This is a genomic window from Acidovorax sp., from assembly GCF_046339755.1.
GTDB lineage: Bacteria > Pseudomonadota > Gammaproteobacteria > Burkholderiales > Burkholderiaceae_C > Acidovorax.
On sequence record NZ_JBKDTZ010000368.1, the window covers coordinates 1 to 17,872 of the forward strand.

16 protein-coding genes and 1 pseudogene are annotated in these 17,872 nt (G+C 68.8%); 5 read left to right on the forward strand and 12 right to left on the reverse strand.

Annotation, left to right across the window (positions count from 1 at the left end):
* Nucleotides 1-273: 273 nt before the first annotated feature.
* Nucleotides 274-1,884, reverse strand: coding sequence for a gamma-glutamyltransferase family protein (locus tag ACK59X_RS31425; RefSeq protein WP_409962868.1), 1,611 nt, complete (start codon nucleotides 1,882-1,884; stop codon nucleotides 274-276).
* An 8-nt stretch (nucleotides 1,885-1,892) separates the two neighbouring features.
* On the reverse strand, nucleotides 1,893-2,876 hold the full coding sequence (locus ACK59X_RS31430; protein WP_409962870.1) for a Bug family tripartite tricarboxylate transporter substrate binding protein: 984 nt from the start codon (nucleotides 2,874-2,876) through the stop codon (nucleotides 1,893-1,895).
* Nucleotides 2,877-3,041: 165 nt separating this feature from the next.
* Between ACK59X_RS31430 and ACK59X_RS31435 the strand changes: the two genes are divergently transcribed.
* Nucleotides 3,042-3,953: a LysR substrate-binding domain-containing protein gene (locus ACK59X_RS31435; protein WP_409962872.1), complete on the forward strand. Its 912-nt coding sequence runs from the start codon at nucleotides 3,042-3,044 to the stop codon at nucleotides 3,951-3,953.
* A 6-nt stretch (nucleotides 3,954-3,959) separates the two neighbouring features.
* On the opposite strand, the gene ACK59X_RS31440 is transcribed toward ACK59X_RS31435, so the two are convergent.
* The 7 genes from ACK59X_RS31440 to trpE are packed head-to-tail and all read right to left on the reverse strand — an operon-like array spanning nucleotide 3,960 to nucleotide 9,696.
* Nucleotides 3,960-4,670, reverse strand: a complete 711-nt coding sequence (locus ACK59X_RS31440) for a uracil-DNA glycosylase (protein ID WP_409962874.1) — start codon at nucleotides 4,668-4,670, stop codon at nucleotides 3,960-3,962.
* An 18-nt stretch (nucleotides 4,671-4,688) separates the two neighbouring features.
* Entirely contained in the window at nucleotides 4,689-5,489 is an 801-nt protein-coding gene (trpC, locus tag ACK59X_RS31445) for an indole-3-glycerol phosphate synthase TrpC (protein ID WP_409962876.1), read from the reverse strand.
* Nucleotides 5,490-5,526: 37 nt separating this feature from the next.
* On the reverse strand, nucleotides 5,527-6,564 hold the full coding sequence (gene trpD, locus ACK59X_RS31450) for an anthranilate phosphoribosyltransferase (RefSeq protein WP_409962878.1): 1,038 nt from the start codon (nucleotides 6,562-6,564) through the stop codon (nucleotides 5,527-5,529).
* A gap of 27 nt (nucleotides 6,565-6,591) precedes the next feature.
* Nucleotides 6,592-7,263 carry a LysE family translocator gene (locus ACK59X_RS31455; RefSeq protein WP_409962880.1) on the reverse strand — a complete coding sequence of 224 codons (672 nt, stop codon included), beginning with the start codon at nucleotides 7,261-7,263 and terminating at the stop codon, nucleotides 6,592-6,594.
* A complete protein-coding gene (locus ACK59X_RS31460; protein ID WP_409962882.1) occupies nucleotides 7,260-7,844 on the reverse strand; it encodes an aminodeoxychorismate/anthranilate synthase component II in 585 nt (194 codons plus the stop codon). The genes ACK59X_RS31455 and ACK59X_RS31460 overlap by 4 nt, the downstream gene beginning before the upstream one ends.
* The gene (locus ACK59X_RS31465; protein ID WP_409962884.1) at nucleotides 7,841-8,200 is read right to left on the reverse strand and encodes a chorismate mutase; all 360 of its coding nucleotides are present in this window, start codon (nucleotides 8,198-8,200) and stop codon (nucleotides 7,841-7,843) included. The genes ACK59X_RS31460 and ACK59X_RS31465 overlap by 4 nt, the downstream gene beginning before the upstream one ends.
* Nucleotides 8,197-9,696 (reverse strand): anthranilate synthase component I, encoded by a 1,500-nt coding sequence (gene trpE / locus ACK59X_RS31470; protein ID WP_409962886.1) that lies wholly within the window; start codon nucleotides 9,694-9,696, stop codon nucleotides 8,197-8,199. The genes ACK59X_RS31465 and trpE overlap by 4 nt, the downstream gene beginning before the upstream one ends.
* Before the next feature lie 359 nt (nucleotides 9,697-10,055).
* On the opposite strand from trpE, the gene ACK59X_RS31475 reads away from it, so the two are divergent.
* Both ACK59X_RS31475 and ACK59X_RS31480 read left to right on the forward strand, forming a co-directional pair.
* Nucleotides 10,056-10,646: a chalcone isomerase family protein gene (locus ACK59X_RS31475; protein ID WP_409962888.1), complete on the forward strand. Its 591-nt coding sequence runs from the start codon at nucleotides 10,056-10,058 to the stop codon at nucleotides 10,644-10,646.
* A gap of 227 nt (nucleotides 10,647-10,873) precedes the next feature.
* Entirely contained in the window at nucleotides 10,874-12,520 is a 1,647-nt protein-coding gene (locus tag ACK59X_RS31480; RefSeq protein ID WP_409962890.1) for a methyl-accepting chemotaxis protein, read from the forward strand.
* Nucleotides 12,521-12,527: 7 nt separating this feature from the next.
* Here ACK59X_RS31480 and ACK59X_RS31485 read toward each other — a convergent pair whose 3' ends face one another.
* The 3 genes from ACK59X_RS31485 to ACK59X_RS31495 all read right to left on the reverse strand — a co-directional run bounded on the left by ACK59X_RS31485 (nucleotide 12,528) and on the right by ACK59X_RS31495 (nucleotide 16,159).
* A complete protein-coding gene (locus ACK59X_RS31485) occupies nucleotides 12,528-13,241 on the reverse strand; it encodes a phosphoglycolate phosphatase (protein WP_409962891.1) in 714 nt (237 codons plus the stop codon).
* Nucleotides 13,242-13,316: 75 nt separating this feature from the next.
* Nucleotides 13,317-14,783, reverse strand: coding sequence for a hypothetical protein (locus ACK59X_RS31490; protein ID WP_409962897.1), 1,467 nt, complete (start codon nucleotides 14,781-14,783; stop codon nucleotides 13,317-13,319).
* A 53-nt stretch (nucleotides 14,784-14,836) separates the two neighbouring features.
* On the reverse strand, nucleotides 14,837-16,159 hold the full coding sequence (locus ACK59X_RS31495) for an SPFH domain-containing protein (protein ID WP_409962893.1): 1,323 nt from the start codon (nucleotides 16,157-16,159) through the stop codon (nucleotides 14,837-14,839).
* A 228-nt stretch (nucleotides 16,160-16,387) separates the two neighbouring features.
* On the opposite strand from ACK59X_RS31495, the gene ACK59X_RS31500 reads away from it, so the two are divergent.
* Together ACK59X_RS31500 and ACK59X_RS31505 are read left to right on the forward strand one after the other, a co-directional pair.
* The gene (locus ACK59X_RS31500) at nucleotides 16,388-17,110 is read left to right on the forward strand and encodes a response regulator transcription factor (protein ID WP_409962895.1); all 723 of its coding nucleotides are present in this window, start codon (nucleotides 16,388-16,390) and stop codon (nucleotides 17,108-17,110) included.
* Nucleotides 17,107-17,872, forward strand: a pseudogene (locus ACK59X_RS31505) (sensor histidine kinase); the annotation flags it as partial. The gene ACK59X_RS31500 and the pseudogene ACK59X_RS31505, both read left to right, overlap by 4 nt.

Below are 17,872 nucleotides of genomic sequence, written 5' to 3' on the forward strand. Positions count from 1 at the left end.
TGCGCACGCAGCCGCATCTCCGCGAATGCGCCCGACCCACCCCGGCCGCGCACCAGCCAGAGGGCCACGGAAAAGCACACGCCCGCCAGGTCGCACAGCAGGGTCAGCGCATGCAGGCCGCGCGACAGCCGGCGGAAGGACGTGCTCTGGAGGGATGCCATGGTGATTGCCTCATGTTTTCTGTAAAACAATAACAATATTCTGCCATACAGAAATCAAAAAGCACACAGGCCAGCCCGGTGTGGGGGGCTGGCCTGTGGTGGAGGCAAACGGTCAGAACGCGACCGCGTGCCCGTCCTTGCGCGGGTCGGAGCCCGCGACATAGCTCTCGCCCTGGCGCAGTACGAGCTGTGCGCCACCGAAGGCGAAGACGCCATTGCCCTCTTCCACCGTGACCTCATGGCCGCGCGCGCGCAGCGCTGCCACCACGGCGGGGTCGAAGGCCGGTTCCACCGCCACGCCCTTGCCGCCCGTCACGCGCCAGCGCGGCGCATCGGCCGCAGCCTGGGGGTTCTGGCCGTAGCGCAGCACGCGCAGGGCCATCTGCAGGTGGCCCTGGGACTGCATGGGGCCGCCCATCACGCCAAAGGCCATCTGCGGCGTGCCGTCGGCATGCATGGCAAAAGCCGGGATGATGGTGTGCGAAGGGCGCTTGCGCGGCGCCACTTCGTTGGCATGGCCGGGCGCCAGGGTGAAGCCGTGGCCACGGTTCTGCAGGCTGATGCCGGTGCCCGGCACGACCACGCCCGAACCGAAGCCCATGTAGTTGGACTGGATGAACGAGACCATCATGCCCGAGGCATCGGCCGCCGCCAGGTACACCGTGCCGCCGGGGCGCGGCGTGCCGTGGCCAGGGTCGCCGGCCTGGGCGGCGTCGATCAGTTGCGCGCGCTGCTGAAGATAGGCCTCGTCGAGCAGGTCGCGCGGCGTCACCTTCTGCATGGCGTCCATGTCGGCGTTGTATTCGTGCAGATCGGCCAGCGCGAGCTTCATGGCCTCGATGCTGGCGTGCACCGTGTCCACGCTGTCCAGAGGCTGGCCGCCGATGCCATGGGATTCGAGCATGCCCAGCGCCATCAGCGTGGCGATGCCCTGGCCGTTGGGCGGAATTTCATGGACCACCGAATCGCCGAAGCGCTGGCTCACGGTGCCCACCCAGTCGGCCTGGTGCGATGCGAGGTCGTCCTCGGTCATGGCGCCGCCGTGGGCGCGGGCATGCGACACCATCTGGCGCGCGAGTTCGCCGCGGTAAAAGGCTTCGCCTTCGGTCTGGGCGATCAGCTCCAGCGTGCGCGCATGGGCCTCGCTGCGGAAGATCTCGCCGGCCCGTGGCGCGCGGCCACCGGGCATGAAGCATTCGGCAAAGCCCGGTTGGGCACCGAGCTTGGCGGCCCCCAGTGCCCACAGGCGGGCGATGGTGGGCGAGACGGGAAAGCCGTTGCGCGCGTAGTCGATGGCAGGTTCGGCCAGTTTCGCAAAAGGCAGCTTGCCCATGCGCCTGGACAGTGCCACCCAGGCCGAAACCGCGCCAGGCACGGTGACGGCGTTCCAGCCCAGCTCGGGCAGGCCGCCGCGCTCGGCGAAGTAGCCAGGAGTCCACGCGGCCGGCGAGCGGCCCGAGGCGTTGAGGCCATGCAGCTCCTTGCCATCCCAGACGATGGCGAAGCCGTCGCTGCCGATGCCGCAGCCCGTGGGCTCGACCACGGCGAGCGCCATGGCGGCGGCGATGGCCGCATCCACGGCATTGCCGCCGGCCAGCAGCATGCGCAGGCCGGCCTGCGCGGCCAGCGGCTGCGAGGTGGAGACCACATTGCGGCCCATCACGGCGCTGCGGTTCGATGCGTAGGGAAGGGTCCAGTCCAGGTCGTTGGTACGGTCGATCATCGGTGCGCTCACTCCAGGGCAATCTTGTGTTGGCGGATCACCGTGGCCCAGCGGGCGCTGTCGGCCTGCACCATGGCCGCGAACTTGGCGGGGGTGCTGGGCGCGGCAGGTTCCACGCCGAGCTTGGCCAGGCCTTCGGCCACTTCGGCCGACTGCATGGCCTTGGCAAAGGCCTTGTGCACACGGTCCACCAGCTCCGGCTTGGCGCCGGCAGGCAGGTAGACGCCGAACCAGGTCACCGAGGAGTAGCCGGGCAGGCCGGATTCGGCCATGGTGGGCAGCTCGGGCGCGAGCGCGCTGCGTTTTTCGCTGGTCACGGCCAAGGCGCGCAGGCGGCCGTTCTTGACGTGCGGCATGCCGGTGGGCAGGGAGTCGAACAGCACATGCGTCTGCCCGGCCACGAGGTCGGGGATGGCCAGCGCCGTGCCCTTGTAGGGCACATGCGTCATCTCCACACCCGCCTGGGCGCTGAAGGCGGCCGCGTTCAGGTGCACGATGGTGCCGTTGCCGCTGGTGGCGTAGTTGAGCTTGCCGGGGTTGGCCTTGGCGTAGGTGATGAGTTCGCCGACGGTCTTCACGGGCAGCGAGTTGGTCACCAGCAGCACGCTGGGCGCGTCGGCCAGGTGGGCGACGGGCGTGAAGTCCTTGCGCGCGTCATAGGCCAGGCGCGGCATCAGGTGCGGCGAAATGGCATGCGTGCTGCTGGTGGTGAGCAGCAAGGTGTAGCCGTCGGGCTGCGCCTTGGCGGCTTCGGCGGAGCCGATGGTGCCGCCGGCACCGGGGCGGTTGTCCACCACCATCTGCTGGCCCAGGTCCTGCGCCACACGCTGCGCGACCACGCGCGCCACCAGGTCGGTGGCGCCGCTGGCCGGGAAGGGCACGATCACCCGCACAGGGCGGTCGGGCCACTGGGCCTGGGCGTGCGCGCCCACCGACCATGCCGCAAACCATGCCAGGCCCAACAGGCCACGGCGCAGGGACGAAAGACGCATACAAAGCACTCCAAAAAGGAAAGGGGGACACCGTCAAAACAGGCCCCATCTTAGGAATGTGGCAGTCGTATGACCACCACCAAATCAGCAAATGGCTTTGCCGCTACGGCAAAGCGCTTCGCTTTTTGAGATGATTGACGGCAAACCGACCTCACAGCCCCTCCCATGCGCGCCCAGCTTCTGCAAGACACCGCCCTGCGCTACTTCCTCGAAGTGGCGCAAAGCGGCTCGCTCACCGAGGCTTCGGCCCGGCTGCATGTGGCCGCCTCGGCCCTGAGCCGGCAGATCGCCGGGCTGGAATCGCAGCTGGGCACTTCGCTGTTCGAGCGCCACCCGCGCGGCATGGTGCTCACGGCGGCGGGCGAGATCCTGGCCACGCATGCGCGCCGCACGGTGCTGGACGCGGAACGGGCCTTGGGCGAGATCGGCGCGCTGCAGGGCCTGCGCGCGGGCCAGGTGCGGCTGGCCACCTCGGACGCCTTTGCCAACGAACTGGTGCCGCGGCTGTGCGTGGAGTTCCAGCGCACGCACACGGGCATCCAGTTCGAGGTGCTGTCCCTGCCCACGGCCCAGGTGCCCGATGCGGTGCGCAGCGGCGCGGCGGACATCGGCCTGTGCTTCAGCCGGGCCCCGCACAAGGACATCGAGGTGGCCTACCGCCAGACCGCACCGGTGCTGGCCCTGGTGCCCCCGGGGCATCCCCTGGCCACTGCCGCGAGCGTGACCCTGGCCCGCATGGGCCAGTACCCGCTGGCCCTGCCGCCGCCCGAGACCACCATCCGCCAGATGGTCGACATCGTCTGCAGCCGCCAGGGACTGCAACTGGCGCCCGTCCTGGTGAGCAACCATGCCAAGACCATGCTCAACTTCGTGGCGAACGGGGGCGGGCTGTCGGTGTCCAGCGAGATCGCAGCGCGCCACCTGGTGGCCGCGGGTGCCATCGTGGCCCTGCCCATCAGCGACCAGGGCATGGACCTGCGCGACCTGGAGCTGCAGACCCTGGCGGGCCGCAGACTGCCGGTGGCGGCGCAGGCCTTCCTGGACCTGCTCAAGGAGCGGCTGCCCGGCCCCTGGTAGCAGGCGTCAGGCCCGCCCTTCGTGCTGCTGGCGGAACTCGCGCGCCTTGCCGAAATGGCCGTTGCCGATGAAGGGCACGGGCGGGCGCAGCGCCGACAGCGGCGAAGGGTGGTTGGAAGTGAGCACCAGGTGCCCACGGTCGGCCGGGATCCACGCGCGCTTGGACTGGGCATGCGAACCCCAGAGCATGAACACCACGGGGCGCTCGCCCTCGGCCACGTGGCGGATCACGGCGTCGGTCAACTCCTCCCAGCCCTTGCCGGAGTGGCTGGCGGCCTGGCCCTCTTCCACCGTGAGGCCGGTGTTGAGCAGCAGCACGCCGTTCTTCGCCCATTTGACCAGGCTGCCGCCCGGCTCGGGCCAGGCCGGGAAGGCGGTGCCCAGGTCGCGCTGCATCTCCTTGAAGATGTTGCGCAGCGAGGGCGGCAACTGCACGCCCGGCGCTACGGAGAACGCCAGCCCCTCGGCCTGGCCTCGGCCGTGGTACGGGTCCTGGCCGAGGATGACCACGCGCACCTGCTCGGGCGGGGTCAGTTCCAGCGCACGCAGCGGCTTCGGAGGAAAGATGGCGGCGCCCGCATCCAGGCGCTGTTGCAGGTAGGCCAGCAGCGCCTTTCCGCGCGCGCCAGCAAAGAAGGCATCGACCAGCGGCTGCCAGCCGGGCGCCACGGGCCAGTCGGCCGGGTCGGCGCTTTGCAGTTGGGTGACGTCGGTCATCGAGGTAGCCAGCGTGTATCAGCCGAACAGCTTGGCCAGCGCCTCGCCGGGCTCCTTGGCACGCATGAAGGCCTCGCCCACGAGGAATGCGTTCACGCCCGCATCGCGCATGGTCTTCACGTCGGCGGGCGACAGGATGCCCGACTCGGTGACCAGCAGGCGGTCGGCCGGCACGTTCTTCTGCAGGTCCAGCGTGGTCTGCAGCGAGACCTCGAAGGTGCGCAGGTTGCGGTTGTTGATGCCCACGAGCCGCGTCTTGAGCTTGAGCGCACGCTCCAACTCGGCGCCATCGTGCACCTCGACCAGCACGGCCATGTCCAGGCTCTTCGCGATGGCTTCGAAGTCGGCCATCTGCGCGTCGTCGAGGCTGGCGGCGATCAGCAAAATAGCGTCGGCGCCCATGGCCCGCGATTCGTAGATCTGGTAGGCATCGACCATGAAGTCCTTGCGCAGCACGGGCAGCTGGCAGCTGGCACGCGCCTGCTTGAGGTAATCCACGCTGCCCTGGAAGAACTGCTTGTCGGTCAACACCGAGAGGCAGGCCGCGCTCACCGTGCCATCGCCGTCGGCATAGCTCTGGGCGATATCGGCCGGAATGAAATCGGCGCGCAGCACGCCCTTGCTGGGGCTGGCCTTCTTGACTTCGGCGATCACGGCCGCCTGGCCTTTGGCGATCTTGGCGCGCAGCGAGCCCTCGAAGTCGCGCGTGAGCACGCGGCTCTCGGCATCGGCGCGCATGGCGGCCAGGGGCATGCGCTTGACGGCAGCGGCGACTTCTTCGTGCTTGACGGCACCGATCTTGTTGAGGATGTCGGACATGGTGGGCCATGCTATAGCGCAAGGGAAAGGCCGCCGGTCAGGCGGGTACGGCCAGCGCGTGCGTGCGCGCCACCAGTTGCTCCAGCCGCGCCAGCGCAGCGCCCGAGGCGATTGCGGCGCGGGCCTTCTGCAGGCCATCGGCAACCGAGCTGGCCACGTTGGCGGCGTACAGGGCGGCGCCGGCATTCAGGCAGACGATGTCCTGTGCGGCGCCGGGCTCGCCCTTGAGCACGCCGATCAGCATCTCGCGCGACTGCTCGGGCGTGTCGACCTTGAGGGCACGGTTGCTGGACATGGACAGGCCGAAGTCCTCGGGGTGGATCTCGTACTCGGTGATCTGGCCGTGCTTCAGTTCACCCACCAGGGTGGCGGCGCCCAGGCTGACCTCGTCCATGCCGTCACGGCCGTAGACCACGAGTGCGTGCTCGGCGCCCAGGCGCTGCAGCGCGCGCACCTGGATGCCGACCAGGTCGGGGTGGAACACGCCCATGAGGATGTTGGGCGCGCCGGCCGGGTTGGTCAGCGGGCCCAGGATGTTGAAAATGGTGCGCACGCCGAGTTCGCGGCGCACGGGGGCCACGTTCTTCATGGCCGGGTGGTGGTTGGGCGCGAACATGAAGCCGATGCCGACTTCGGCGATGCACTGGGCAATCGCCTCGGGCGTGAGATTGATATGGATGCCAAGGGCCTCCATCACGTCGGCGCTGCCGCTCTTGCTCGACACGCCGCGCCCGCCGTGCTTGCTGACCTTGGCGCCGGCCGCGGCGGCCACGAACATGGAGCAGGTGGAGATGTTGAAGGTGTTGGCCCCGTCGCCGCCGGTGCCCACGATGTCCACCAGGTGCGTGCTGTCGGGCACGTGCACCTTGGTGGAGAACTCGCGCATGACCTGGGCGGCGGCCGTGATCTCGCCGATGGTTTCCTTCTTCACGCGCAGGCCGGTGATGATGGCGGCGGTCATGACGGGCGAGAGCTCGCCGCTCATGATCAGGCGCATCAGGTGCAGCATCTCGTCGTGGAAGATTTCGCGGTGCTCGATGGTGCGCTGCAGCGCTTCCTGGGGGGTGATGGACATGGTGCGGTCTCCAGAATGGTTCTTTTCTTACGCGGAAGGCCGGTCCGAGAAGGCCAGCTTGAGGCCGAAGCCGATGAACATCGCCCCGGCGATGCGGTCGAGCCAGTGCATGCTGCGCTGCACGGCACCCACGCGGCGCGCCATCCAGCCGGCGGCCAGGGCCCAGCCCACGTTGACGGGAATCGCGTTGACGTTGAACAGCACCCCGAGCAGCACGAAGGCCAGGGCCTTGCTGTCCGTGCCCGGCGCGATGAACTGCGGCACAAAGGCCAGGAAGAAGATGGCCACCTTGGGGTTGAGCACATTGGTCCAGAAACCGCCCATGAACACACTGCGCAGTGAGACAGCCGTGGCCGGTGCCGCCTGCGCGGCCGCGATGGCAGCACCGCTGCCACCATCGCCCGAGGCCTTGGCGAACAGCATGCGCACGCCCATCCACAGCAGGTAGGCCGCGCCCACCCACTTGAGCACGGTGAAGGCCGTGGCCGATGCGGCCAGCAGCGCGCCCACGCCCACGGCAGCCGCGAAGATGTGCACGAAGCAGCCGGCCGTGATGCCCAGGCCCGCCACGATGCCCGCCCGCGTGCCCGAACGCAGCGCGTTGGAGACGATGTAGAGCACATCCGGCCCCGGCGTGAGGTTGAGCAGCCAGCCGGCCGCGATGAACATCAGCAACTGGTGCGTCTCGATGATGTTCATGGACGGGGCTCCAGGAAGTTCTTGAGCATGGCATGGCCGTGCTCGGTGAGGATGCTTTCGGGGTGGAACTGCACGCCCTCGATGTCCAGCGTCTTGTGGCGCACGCCCATGATTTCGCCGTCATCGGTCCAGGCGGTCACGGCCAGCACCTCGGGGCAGGTGGCGCGCTCGATGGACAGGGAGTGGTAGCGGTTGACCGTGAACTGCTCGGGCAGGCCCGCGAACACGCCCTGCTGCGTGGTGGTGATTACGCTGGTCTTGCCGTGCATGAGTTGCTGCGCGCGCACGATGGTGCCGCCGAAGGCCGCGCCGATCGCCTGGTGGCCCAGGCACACGCCCAGGATGGGCAGCTTGCCCGCGAAATGCTGGATCGCAGCCACCGAGATGCCCGCCTCTGCCGGCGAGCAGGGGCCGGGCGAGATCACTAGGCGGTCGAGCTGGCCGGCGGCCAGGCGCGCGGCGATCTCGTCCACCGTGATCTCGTCGTTGCGGTGCACCTCGACCTCGGCACCGAGCTCACCGAAGTACTGCACGATGTTGTAGGTGAAGCTGTCGTAGTTGTCGACCATCAAGAGTTTCATGCTGCGCTCCCTGCGGTCTGTGCGCCCGCGTCGCTGGCGTGCCCGGCGCGCAGGCGCGCGAACTCGCGGTGTTCATAGGCAATGGAGGCTTCCATGATCCCCCGGTAGATGGCTTCCAGCACGTCGGCCTGGCCGCCCTGGGCCAGGGCGCCTTCGCGCACCCGGTCCACGATGGCCTGGATACGCGCTTCGTCGCGCACCTGGGTGTCGCTTTGCTTGATGCGTGCGGCCTGGGTCATGTAGCCCGTGCGCTGCACCAAGAGCGGCACGAGGATGTCGTCGAGCGCGTCGATCTGGCGGCGCACGTCGGCCATGGTGGTGCAGTGCTGCACCTGGTCGATGGCCCGGCGCGTCATTCCAGCCCCTCCTCGACGAGTTCGGCGGCGCGCAGCAGGGCGCGGGCCTTGTGCTCGGTTTCCTTCCATTCGAGCTCGGGCACCGAATCGGCCACCACGCCGGCCGCGGCCTGCACATAGAGCGTGCCGTTCTTGACGATGCCGGTGCGGATGGCGATGGCCACGTCCATATCGCCGGCATAGCTCAGGTAGCCGCAGGCGCCGCCGTACAGGCCGCGCTTGGTGGGTTCGAGCTGGTCGATCAGCTCCATGGCGTGCACCTTGGGTGCACCGGTGAGCGTGCCGGCCGGGAAGGTGGCACGGAGCACATCGATGGCGGTCATGCCCTCGTTGAGGATGCCCTCGACATTGCTCACGATGTGCATCACGTGGCTGTAGCGTTCCACCGCGAAGGCTTCGGTCACCTTGACGGTGCCGGTCTTGGCGATGCGGCCGATGTCGTTGCGCGCCAGGTCGATCAGCATCACGTGCTCGGCGCGCTCCTTGGGGTCGTTGATGAGTTCGACCTCGGCCGCCTTGTCCTTCTCGGGCGTGGCACCACGCGGGCGCGTGCCGGCCAGTGGGCGGATGGTGATCTTCTGGCCGTCGGGCGTGCTCTCCTGGCGCACCAGGAGCTCGGGGCTGGCGCCCACCACGTGGAAGTCGCCGAAGTCATAGAAGTACATGTACGGCGAGGGGTTGAGCGAGCGCAGCGCACGGTACAGCGACAGCGGGCTTTCGGTGTAGCGCTTGTGGATGCGCTGGCCCACCTGCACCTGCATGAAGTCGCCCGCGGCGATCAACTCCTTGGCGCGGTCCACTGCGGCCAGGTAGTCGGCCTTGGCGAAGTCGCGCTGGGCCGGGTGGCTTTCGGTGGGTTTGACCACTGGGGCGCTCACCGAATACTTGAGCTGCTCTTTCAGCTCGCGCAGGCGCTTCTTGGCCTTGGCATAGGCCTCGGGCGTGGCCGGGTCGGCGTAGACGATGAGGTAGAGCTTGCCCGAGAGGTTGTCGATGACGGCCAGCTCTTCGCACTGCAGCAGCAGGATGTCGGGGCAGCCCAGGGTGTCGGGCGGGCAGGAGTTTTCGAGCTTCTTCTCGATATAGCGCACGGCGTCGTAGCCGAAGTAGCCGGCCAGGCCGCCGCAAAAGCGCGGCAGTCCGGGGCGCAGCGCGACCTTGAAGCGCTTCTGGTAGGCGGCGATGAAGTCGAGCGGGTTGCCTTCGGCGGTCTCGACCACCTGGCCATCGGTGACGACCTCGGTGCGCGCCGCGGCGCCGAAGCCGCTGGCGCGCAGCAGGGTGCGCGCGGGCAGACCGATGAAGCTGTAGCGCCCGAAGCGCTCGCCACCGACCACGGATTCGAGCAGGAAGCTGTGCTTGCCGCCCTCCTTGGTGCGCGCCAGCTTCAGGTAGAGCGAGAGCGGGGTTTCCAGGTCCGCAAAGGCCTCGGCCATGAGCGGGATGCGGTTGTAGCCTTCGCCGGCCAGGCTTTTGAATTCGAGTTCGGTGATCACGGGGAGTGCTCCCAGCTGTCGCAGCGTGTAGTCCCCGCCAATGGGCATTGGGGGCGCTGCGGTTCATTCAATCGGCCCTGAAAAGGGCCACGGGTGCACGCTGGGGCGGATCGCCCAGGTGCCATCAGGCGTTCAGGCAGACAGGCGTACGCCAGGGCCAGGCTCCCCGGTCGCTGCAACCTGTGATGAACACGTGGTGAATGAACATGGGCCAAAGTGTAGCAAAGGTCTTAGCGCTTTCGGTTTTTCCCGTGCAATCACCATGAAGGACCACTCGAAAACCCTGTTGCAGCCACCGTCCGATCTTGCAACAATTGGAAACGAACGACCGTTCTATTTTAAGAACTGAGGAGACAAGCATGAACCTGATGGAGCGATGCGCTGCATTCGCCGCCGCATGCCTGCTGGCAGGGGCTGCTGCGGCCCAGCCGATCACCGTATCCAACGTGAAGTACGACGAAACCCAGCAGTTGGCCGACAGCACGCTGCAGCTCAACGGAGCCGGCGTGCGCTACAAGGCCGTGTTCAAGGTCTACACCGCCGGGCTCTACCTTGAAAAGAAGGCCGGCACGCCGCAGGAGATCGCAGCGCTCAAGGGCCCCAAGCGCATGAGCATCACCATGCTGCGCGAGATCGACTCGACCGAGCTGGGCAAGCTGTTCTCGCGCGGCATGGAGGACAACATGGACCGTGCGGCCTTCTCCAAGCTGATCCCCGGCGTGATGCGCATGAGCCAGATCTTCTCCGACCACAAGAAGCTGGTGGCGGGCGACCAGTTCCAGATCGACTGGATTCCCGGCACGGGCACCGTGATCACCGTCAAGGGCAAGCCCCAAGGCGAGCCCTTCAAGGAGCCCGAGTTCTTCAACGCACTGATGGGTATCTGGCTGGGCAATGCGCCCGCGGACTGGAAGCTCAAGGATGCGCTTCTGGGCAAACCCGCCGCCTGAACCCACATCCGCCTTTTTCCCTTCCGGGAAAGCCCTAGCCGTTTCTGTCGCCCGGCAGACACGGCGCCCGCAACCCGCGGGCGTAACCTTCAAAGCCCCGGCCGCGCGTGCGTGCGCCATCCGCCGCAACCGCTTCGGGGCCTTCTCCGCGCCACCGCGCACAGGAGCGATCCGTCCATCCCCTGGCCCTTTGACCTTGCATCTTTGTTCGCGCGCCTGACCACACCATGAAACAAGCCAAGCTTTCCATCGGCCTGCGCCTGGGCCTTTCCTTCGGCGCCATCCTGTTCATCACGGCACTGATCGCGGCCACCGGCATGTGGCGCATTGCCAGCCTGAGCAGCGCCAGCGAGCGCGTGGCCACGCAGGAGATCGAGCAACAGACCCTGGTGGAGAACTGGGCGGCCGACATCCGCCTGAACTGGGTGCGTACCGAGGCCTTCCTCAAGGCCATCGACCGCGACTACATGGACAAGCTCACGGCCGACACCCAGGCCACGGCGCAGGGCATCGAATCCAAGGTGAAGCGCATCGAAGGCCTGGTGCAGGGTGAAAAGAACCGCACGCAGTTGGCCACCATTGCCACAGCCAGCAAGGCCTACAACGACAAGCTGGCCGAAATCCGCGAGCTGCACCGCGGTGGCGAGCCCAACGTGCCCACGCTGGTGGACAAGGACCTGCGCCCCCTGGCGGACCAGTACCTCAAGACCCTGGACGACCTGCGCACGGCCATGGCCACGCAGCTGGCCGCGAGCCAGAGCGACACCGGCGCGCTGGCCCAGGCCAGCCAGGTGCTGCTGGGCGTGGGCACGCTGATCGCCGTGGCGCTGGGCGCGTTGCTGGCCTTCACGGTCACACGCTCCATCGTGCGTCCCGTTCAGTTGGGCAAACAGGCTGCCGAAAGCATTGCCGATGGCGACCTGACCCACCCCATAGCGGCCACACGCGACGACGAAACCGGCCAGTTGCTGCAGGCTCTGGCCACGATGCAGGCGCGCCTGGCCAGCATCGTGGGCAATGTGCGCCACAGCGCCGAGGGCGTGGCCACGGCCAGCGCCGAGATCGCCTCGGGCAACAACGACCTGAGTGCCCGCACCGAACAACAGGCCAGCGCGCTCGAAGAGACCGCCGCCTCGATGGAGGAACTGGGCTCCACCGTGCGCCAGAACGCCGACAACGCGCGCCAGGCCAACCAGTTGGCCATGAGCGCATCGACCGTGGCCATCCAGGGCGGGCAGGTGGTGGCCGAGGTGGTGGACACCATGAAGGGCATCAACGACAGCAGCAGGAAGATCGCCGACATCATCTCGGTGATCGACGGGATCGCCTTCCAGACCAACATCCTGGCGCTCAATGCGGCGGGGGAAGCCGCCCGCGCGGGCGAGCAGGGCCGCGGCTGTGCCGTGGTGGCCGGCGAGGTGCGCAGCCTGGCCCAGCGCAGTGCCGAGGCCGCCAAGGAGATCAAGGGCCTGATCGGCACCAGCGTGGAGCGCGTGGAGCGCGGCAGCGCCCTGGTGGACAAGGCCGGCGCCACCATGAACGAGGTGGTGGCCTCGATCCGCCGCGTGACCGACATCATGGGCGAGATCAGCGCCGCCAGCAGCGAACAGAGTTCGGGCGTGGGCCAGGTGGGGGAGGCGATAACGCAGATGGACCAGGCCACACAGCAGAACGCGGCGCTGGTGGAACAAAGCGCCGCCGCAGCCGACAGCCTCAAGACCCAGGCCGGCCAGTTGGTGGAGGCGGTGGCCGTGTTCCGCCTCGGCGCGGGCCATGCCGGCGCCGCCCAGGCCATACCGATCGCTGCGCCCCACGCAGCCAGCAAGGCCTCACGTCTGCTGCCGGCGAACGGTCAGCGTCGCATCGCGGCCTGAGCCAGGTTCAGGCAGCGGCAGCGAATTCCGCGAGCGCGTCCACAAAGCCATCGGCATCCACGGCCCGCACGGGCTGGCCGTGGTTGTAGCCGTAGGTCACCAGTACCACCGGGCAACCTGCGGCGCGTGCCGCCTGCGCATCGTTGCTTGAATCGCCCAGCATCAGCGTGCGCGCGGGCGCCGTGCCCAGGGCCTCGCAGGTCTTGAGCAGGGGCAAGGGGTCGGGCTTCTTGCGGGCGAAGCTGTCGCCGCCGAAGACCTGCGAAAAATAACCATCGAGCCCCTTGGCTTCGAGCAGCGGCACGGCGAAGTCTGTGGGCTTGTTGGTCAGGCAGGCCAGGCGCAGGCCCGCGGCCTGCAGTGCCTGCAGGCCCGCCACCACGCCGGGGTAGACCTGCGCGTACTGGCCGTTGATGGCGAGGTAGTGCTTCTGGTAGCTGGCCCAGGCGGCGGGGTACAGCGATTCGACCTGCGCCGCATCGACCGGCTGGCCCTCTGATGCCAGCACATGGGCCAGCACCGAGCGCAGCAGATGCTCCGAACCCTTGCCCACCATGTGCTCGATGTGCTGGGCGCCGATGGCCGGCAGCGCCAGCTCGCGCAGCATGCGATTGAGCGCCTCCGCGAAATCCCCCAGGGTGTCGACCATGGTGCCATCCAGGTCCACGATGGCAGCGTCCACGCGGGACAGCAGGGCGGACAGGGCGGGTGTTGCAGACATGGGGGAAGGCTCCTCAACAGGCGAACAAAAAAGGCCGGGCATCGTGCCCAGCCTGACTGGATTTTAGAGGGTGCCTTATCTCAAGCTCAGAGTCTGGCGCTTCCAAGAAGGGTCCTGCCAGCGTTGGAACAGGGGCAGCGTGGCCACGTCGCCCGTCACGCGCTCGGTGGCCAGGCCTTCCAGGCGCACGATCTCAAAGCTGCGGCGGTAGCGGCCCTGGCCGCGGGCCTCGCGCGCCACCAGCATCTGCTGGCCGCCGGGCACCCAGCCGGCCCATTCGGCCACGCCGGTCTCGGGCGCGGTGGCGGCCGGAGGCAGCACGTCGACCAGCCAGCCTTCGGCGGTCTTGCGCATCACCCACAGTTCGCGCCAGCCTTCCAGGGGCTGCACGGCCAGGGCGACGGCATTGCCTTCGCGGTTGATGCTGGCCGAGCCGGCCCAGACCACGCCGTAGGTGCAGCGGCGCACCAGCGGGGCCTTGGCGCCCTTTTGCGTGTCCACCAGCAGCACACAGGTCTCGCCCGGGGCGCCGGCTTCGGTCACGATGCCGGGGCGGTTGCCCTGGGCCGGGGGCAGGCTGGCGGGCACCAGGGCCCAGCGCACGGCACCGACCCGCATGGCGGCGTCGTTGTAGGCAGGCTGGTCTTCGTCGGGCAGGTCGTTCTTGCTGACGCCAGCGAACTCGGCCAGGGCACGCGAGGCGGCGGCCGCTGTCGCGGGACCGGCGGCGTCCTTGCGCGCCTGCTGGAAGGCCAGGGCGCTCCAGACACTGGCGCGGCGCATCTGGATGCGGTTGCGCACATAGGACGGCAGGCCGGCCACGTCCACGCGTTCGAGCACCTCGGACTGCCATTCCTGCACGCGGGCGCGCTCCTGGGCCGGCAGGTCGGGGTTCACGCACTCGGGCCGCGTCAGTGCCAGGGCGGCGCGGGCGCGCTGCTCGGCATCGGCCACAGGCATGGCCAGCACGCGGCGGAAGGCCTCGCCGTCGTAGCAGACCTGCATGCGGCCTTCGACCTCGTAGGTGGTGAAGCGCACGCCGTAGCCGTTGGCCACATCGAGGTGGGCCGACAGCGTGGCGCCCGAGGCCTTGCCAGGCGCGGCGGCCGAGGCGCGGCGCGCCAGCCGGTCGGCCAGCGTGCCCAGCGCATCGAAGGCCTGGGCGCCCTGCTCGCCCGCCAGCACGCTACCGGGAGCGGCCTGCAGGTAGGCGGCGGTGATGCCAATGCCCAGGGCCTCGGCACCGGGGGTGTCGCGCACAAAGCGCAGCACAGAGAGCAGGGCCGGCGCTTGGGCCTCGCCCTCGGCCACGCGGCGCACTTCGCTGGCGCGGATGAAGCCGCCGCGCTCGCGCTTGTGGTCCCAGACCTGCAGGTAATCGAGGCGCTCGCCGCGCACTTCGAGCACTTCGCCCTGCCACAGGGCGGACTGCTGCTGGGCCGATTCGCGGGGGGCGGCGCGCAGCACGGCCTGGTCCTGCACGACGATGGCATTGCCCAGGCTGCTGGCGTGCGCGGGCTGCACGGCGGCGGTGGCGACCATGGTGGCGGCAGAAGCGATGGCCGCGACAAGGGTGAGGGTGGTGCGGTTCATGTTCATTGCTCCGTGGCTTGGGCGGCGGTGGTGTCGTCGGCGCCAGCGTTGGCCTGGGCAGCGACGGCCTGGGCATTGCGGTTGCCGCCCAGCAGCGCGGCACCGATGAAGTCGCCATTGGTCGGTGGGGGCGCGATGATGACCTGGATCTTGTCCGAGAGCTTGTCGGCCAGCGTCTTCTGGATCAGCAGTGGGTGGCGGGTGACCAGGGCGCCTTCGCGCGCCATCTGCTCGGCGTTGACCTTGCCGATGCGGTCCATGCGGAAGGCCTCGGCCTCGGCCAGCTTCTGGCGCGCATCGGCCTCGCCGTTGGCTTCGATGCGACGTGCCTGGGCGGCGCCCTCGGCGGCCTTGATGCGCGAGACCTTCTCGGCCTCGGCTTCGAGCTGGCGCTGCTCGATCTGGCGCTGCTTGAAGGGCAGCACATGCTTCATGGCCTCTTCCTGGGCACGGGCGGCGATGACCTGCTCGCGCGCGGCGGCTTCGGCGGCGACCTCGCGGCGCACCTTGTCGGCGCTGGCGTCGAGTTCGGTTTCCTTGACGCGCTTGTCCTTGAGCTCCAGCGTGTAGCGCATCTTCTCGGAGGCCAGTTCCTCGGCCAGCAGGCTGTCCATGCCGCGGCGGTATTCGGCGGGCAGGTCGACCTTGCCGATCTGCACGTGGCGCAGCAGCACGCCGTCTGCGGCCAGGCGGGTGCGCAGTTCGGTCTCGATGATCTGCTGGATCTCGGCGCGCTTGGTGGAGAAGATCTCGCGCACCGTGTAGCGGGCAAAGCCCGTGTAGATCAGGCCCTGCACAGCGGGCTCGACGATCTCGGCGCCCACGTTGTCGGGCAGGCTGCCCGAGCGGGAAGCGACCGTGGCGGGATCAAGGGCGTAGCGCACGCCCAGGTCCAGGCCGAAGGACAGGCCTTCGACCGACTGGAGCGGGGCGCCGCCATTGGCCTGGCGCATCTGCTCAGGGCGGTAGGTCTGGTCGCGCAGCGAAAACACGCGCACGCTGTGCAGGCCGGGCAGCACCCACACGCTGCCATCGCGCCACTGGGTGACCGAGCCCGTGACCTGGTTCATGCGCACACCCAGCTCGCCCTGCTCCAGGTGCTGCACGGGCGGGTTCTTGTAGACCATGGCGCCGGCGGCCACCACGGCTGCGCCGATGGCCAGGCAGGCCAGGGTGCGGCCCGAAGGGGCGGCCAGGCGGCGCGGGGCGGTGGCGGCAGGAGCGGTGGATGCGTCCACGGCAGCATCCAGGGTGGGATCGGTGGGCCCGACCGGGGCGGCGTTGCGGCGCAGGGCGCGGATGATGCGGTTCCAGGTGGCTTTCATGGTGTTTCCCTCTTCAATTCGGTGCGGTTGGTGGCTGTTCTGCGGTGCCGGACTTCCGTGCCGCATTGGTGAGCAATTCTTCGCATTCCCCCCGGAAGCAACAATGCGGCGGCCGCGCCAAAGCGCTCACGGCCACCGTGCAAACGCTCCGCCCCCGGAAGAAAAACTCACACCGGCTGCGGCGGGGGCCCCGGATAATTGGCGCAGGACCACTCTTGCCCCCCTGCCATGACCCGCATCGCCGTGATCGAAGACGACCTGCCCACCAGCAACCAGTTGGCCGGCTGGATCCGCAGTGCGCGCAGCGGCATCGTGATCGACCAGTGGTTCACCCGCGACGAGGCCGAGGCCGCGCTGGCGCGCGAGCACTACGACGCGGTGGTGCTGGACATCGAGCTCGGCCGCGAGCGCCATGCCGGCGTGGCCCTCATCAACGCCATCAACAAGCTGCGCCAGGGCACGCCGGTGCTGGTGGTGTCGGCCATGCCGGCGGCCATCTACCGCAGCATCATGAAGGCGCTGGACGCCTGGGACTACCTGCAGAAGACGACCTTCGAGGAGGCCGATTTCATCGAGACCTTCCTCGACATCCTGCGCACCACGCAGGCGGCCACGCCGGCCGCTGCCGCCACGATACCCGGCGATGCGCTGGTGCTGGACCCGCTGTGGCAGCGCAGCCCCACCTGGCGCGGCGAGCGCATCAACCTGCCGCTCACGGCGCAGCGCATCCTGGCCACGCTGCACCAGCGCAGCGGCGAGGTGGTGTCCTACGACGAGCTGTTCGAGGTGGTCAAGAGCGGGCGCAACCGCGACAACGTGCGCAAGCACGTGAGCACCATCCGCGAAGCGCTGCGCGAGGTGGACCCGGCGTTCGAGGGCATCGAGAACGTGCCCATGCGCGGTTTCCGCTGGGTCGGCTCGCCGCTGGCGCAGGGCCGCTTGAAGACATGATCAAGCGCCTGCTGCGCCCCGGCCTGGAGATGCCCCGGCTCGAAATGCCGCGCCTGGGCCTGCCGGCCTTTCGCTCGCGCATCCTCGTGCGCAGCGTGTTCATCCTGCTGGCCGTGGCCACCGTGGCACTCAGCGTGGTGCTGCTGCGCGAGGAGAAGGAGCGCGCCTGGCAGAGCTACCAGCACGGCTTTCAGCGCAGCCAGGCCGAGGTGATGGCGCGGCTGCGCCACCCCTCGGGCCAGCTGGCGCTGCTCAATTCCGCGAGCCTGGGCCAGGGCGCCACGCCGCTGGCCCCGCTGCTGCTGCCCTACTCGGCCATCGATTTCGACGACCAGAACAAGGCCCAGCAGGCGGTGGAGATGGCGGGCTGCTCGGTGCAGTACCCCGATGGCTCATCGGTCTGCGCGGCCATCGGCAACAACCCGTATGCGGGCGGCTTCATCTACCTCGTGGGCAGCTTCTATGCCGGTGAGCTGGCAGGCCGCGAACGCGGCGCGCTGGACCTGGCGGCCGTGCACCGCGCCCGCGTGACCCTGAACATGCGCGGCACCACCAGCCGCTGGGTCGCGCCGTTCGAGGCCATGGCACCGACGCCGGGCACGGCCGCGGGCACCCTGCCCGGCGCACGCGGGCGGCTCACCGGCTTTGTGGACACGGGCGGCGACACGCTGGACGTCCGTGCCCGCCCGGTGCGCGATTTCCGCGGCTGGCTCTGGCAGAACGGTCAGTGCCGCGACCTGGCCGGCGCCGCCCCCGACTGCC

What these genes read in the sequence shown, in the direction of transcription:
- ACK59X_RS31425 (WP_409962868.1), bottom strand. Translation starts at nt 1,884, where the DNA reads ATGATCGACCGTACCAACGACCTGGACTGGACCCTTCCCTACGCATCG.
- ACK59X_RS31430 (WP_409962870.1), bottom strand. Translation starts at nt 2,876, where the DNA reads ATGCGTCTTTCGTCCCTGCGCCGTGGCCTGTTGGGCCTGGCATGGTTT.
- ACK59X_RS31435 (WP_409962872.1), top strand. Translation starts at nt 3,042, where the DNA reads ATGCGCGCCCAGCTTCTGCAAGACACCGCCCTGCGCTACTTCCTCGAA.
- ACK59X_RS31440 (WP_409962874.1), bottom strand. Translation starts at nt 4,670, where the DNA reads ATGACCGACGTCACCCAACTGCAAAGCGCCGACCCGGCCGACTGGCCC.
- trpC (WP_409962876.1), bottom strand. Translation starts at nt 5,489, where the DNA reads ATGTCCGACATCCTCAACAAGATCGGTGCCGTCAAGCACGAAGAAGTC.
- trpD (WP_409962878.1), bottom strand. Translation starts at nt 6,564, where the DNA reads ATGTCCATCACCCCCCAGGAAGCGCTGCAGCGCACCATCGAGCACCGC.
- ACK59X_RS31455 (WP_409962880.1), bottom strand. Translation starts at nt 7,263, where the DNA reads ATGAACATCATCGAGACGCACCAGTTGCTGATGTTCATCGCGGCCGGC.
- ACK59X_RS31460 (WP_409962882.1), bottom strand. Translation starts at nt 7,844, where the DNA reads ATGAAACTCTTGATGGTCGACAACTACGACAGCTTCACCTACAACATC.
- ACK59X_RS31465 (WP_409962884.1), bottom strand. Translation starts at nt 8,200, where the DNA reads ATGACGCGCCGGGCCATCGACCAGGTGCAGCACTGCACCACCATGGCC.
- ACK59X_RS31475 (WP_409962888.1), top strand. Translation starts at nt 10,056, where the DNA reads ATGAACCTGATGGAGCGATGCGCTGCATTCGCCGCCGCATGCCTGCTG.
- ACK59X_RS31480 (WP_409962890.1), top strand. Translation starts at nt 10,874, where the DNA reads ATGAAACAAGCCAAGCTTTCCATCGGCCTGCGCCTGGGCCTTTCCTTC.
- ACK59X_RS31485 (WP_409962891.1), bottom strand. Translation starts at nt 13,241, where the DNA reads ATGTCTGCAACACCCGCCCTGTCCGCCCTGCTGTCCCGCGTGGACGCT.
- ACK59X_RS31490 (WP_409962897.1), bottom strand. Translation starts at nt 14,783, where the DNA reads ATGGTCGCCACCGCCGCCGTGCAGCCCGCGCACGCCAGCAGCCTGGGC.
- ACK59X_RS31495 (WP_409962893.1), bottom strand. Translation starts at nt 16,159, where the DNA reads ATGAAAGCCACCTGGAACCGCATCATCCGCGCCCTGCGCCGCAACGCC.
- ACK59X_RS31500 (WP_409962895.1), top strand. Translation starts at nt 16,388, where the DNA reads ATGACCCGCATCGCCGTGATCGAAGACGACCTGCCCACCAGCAACCAG.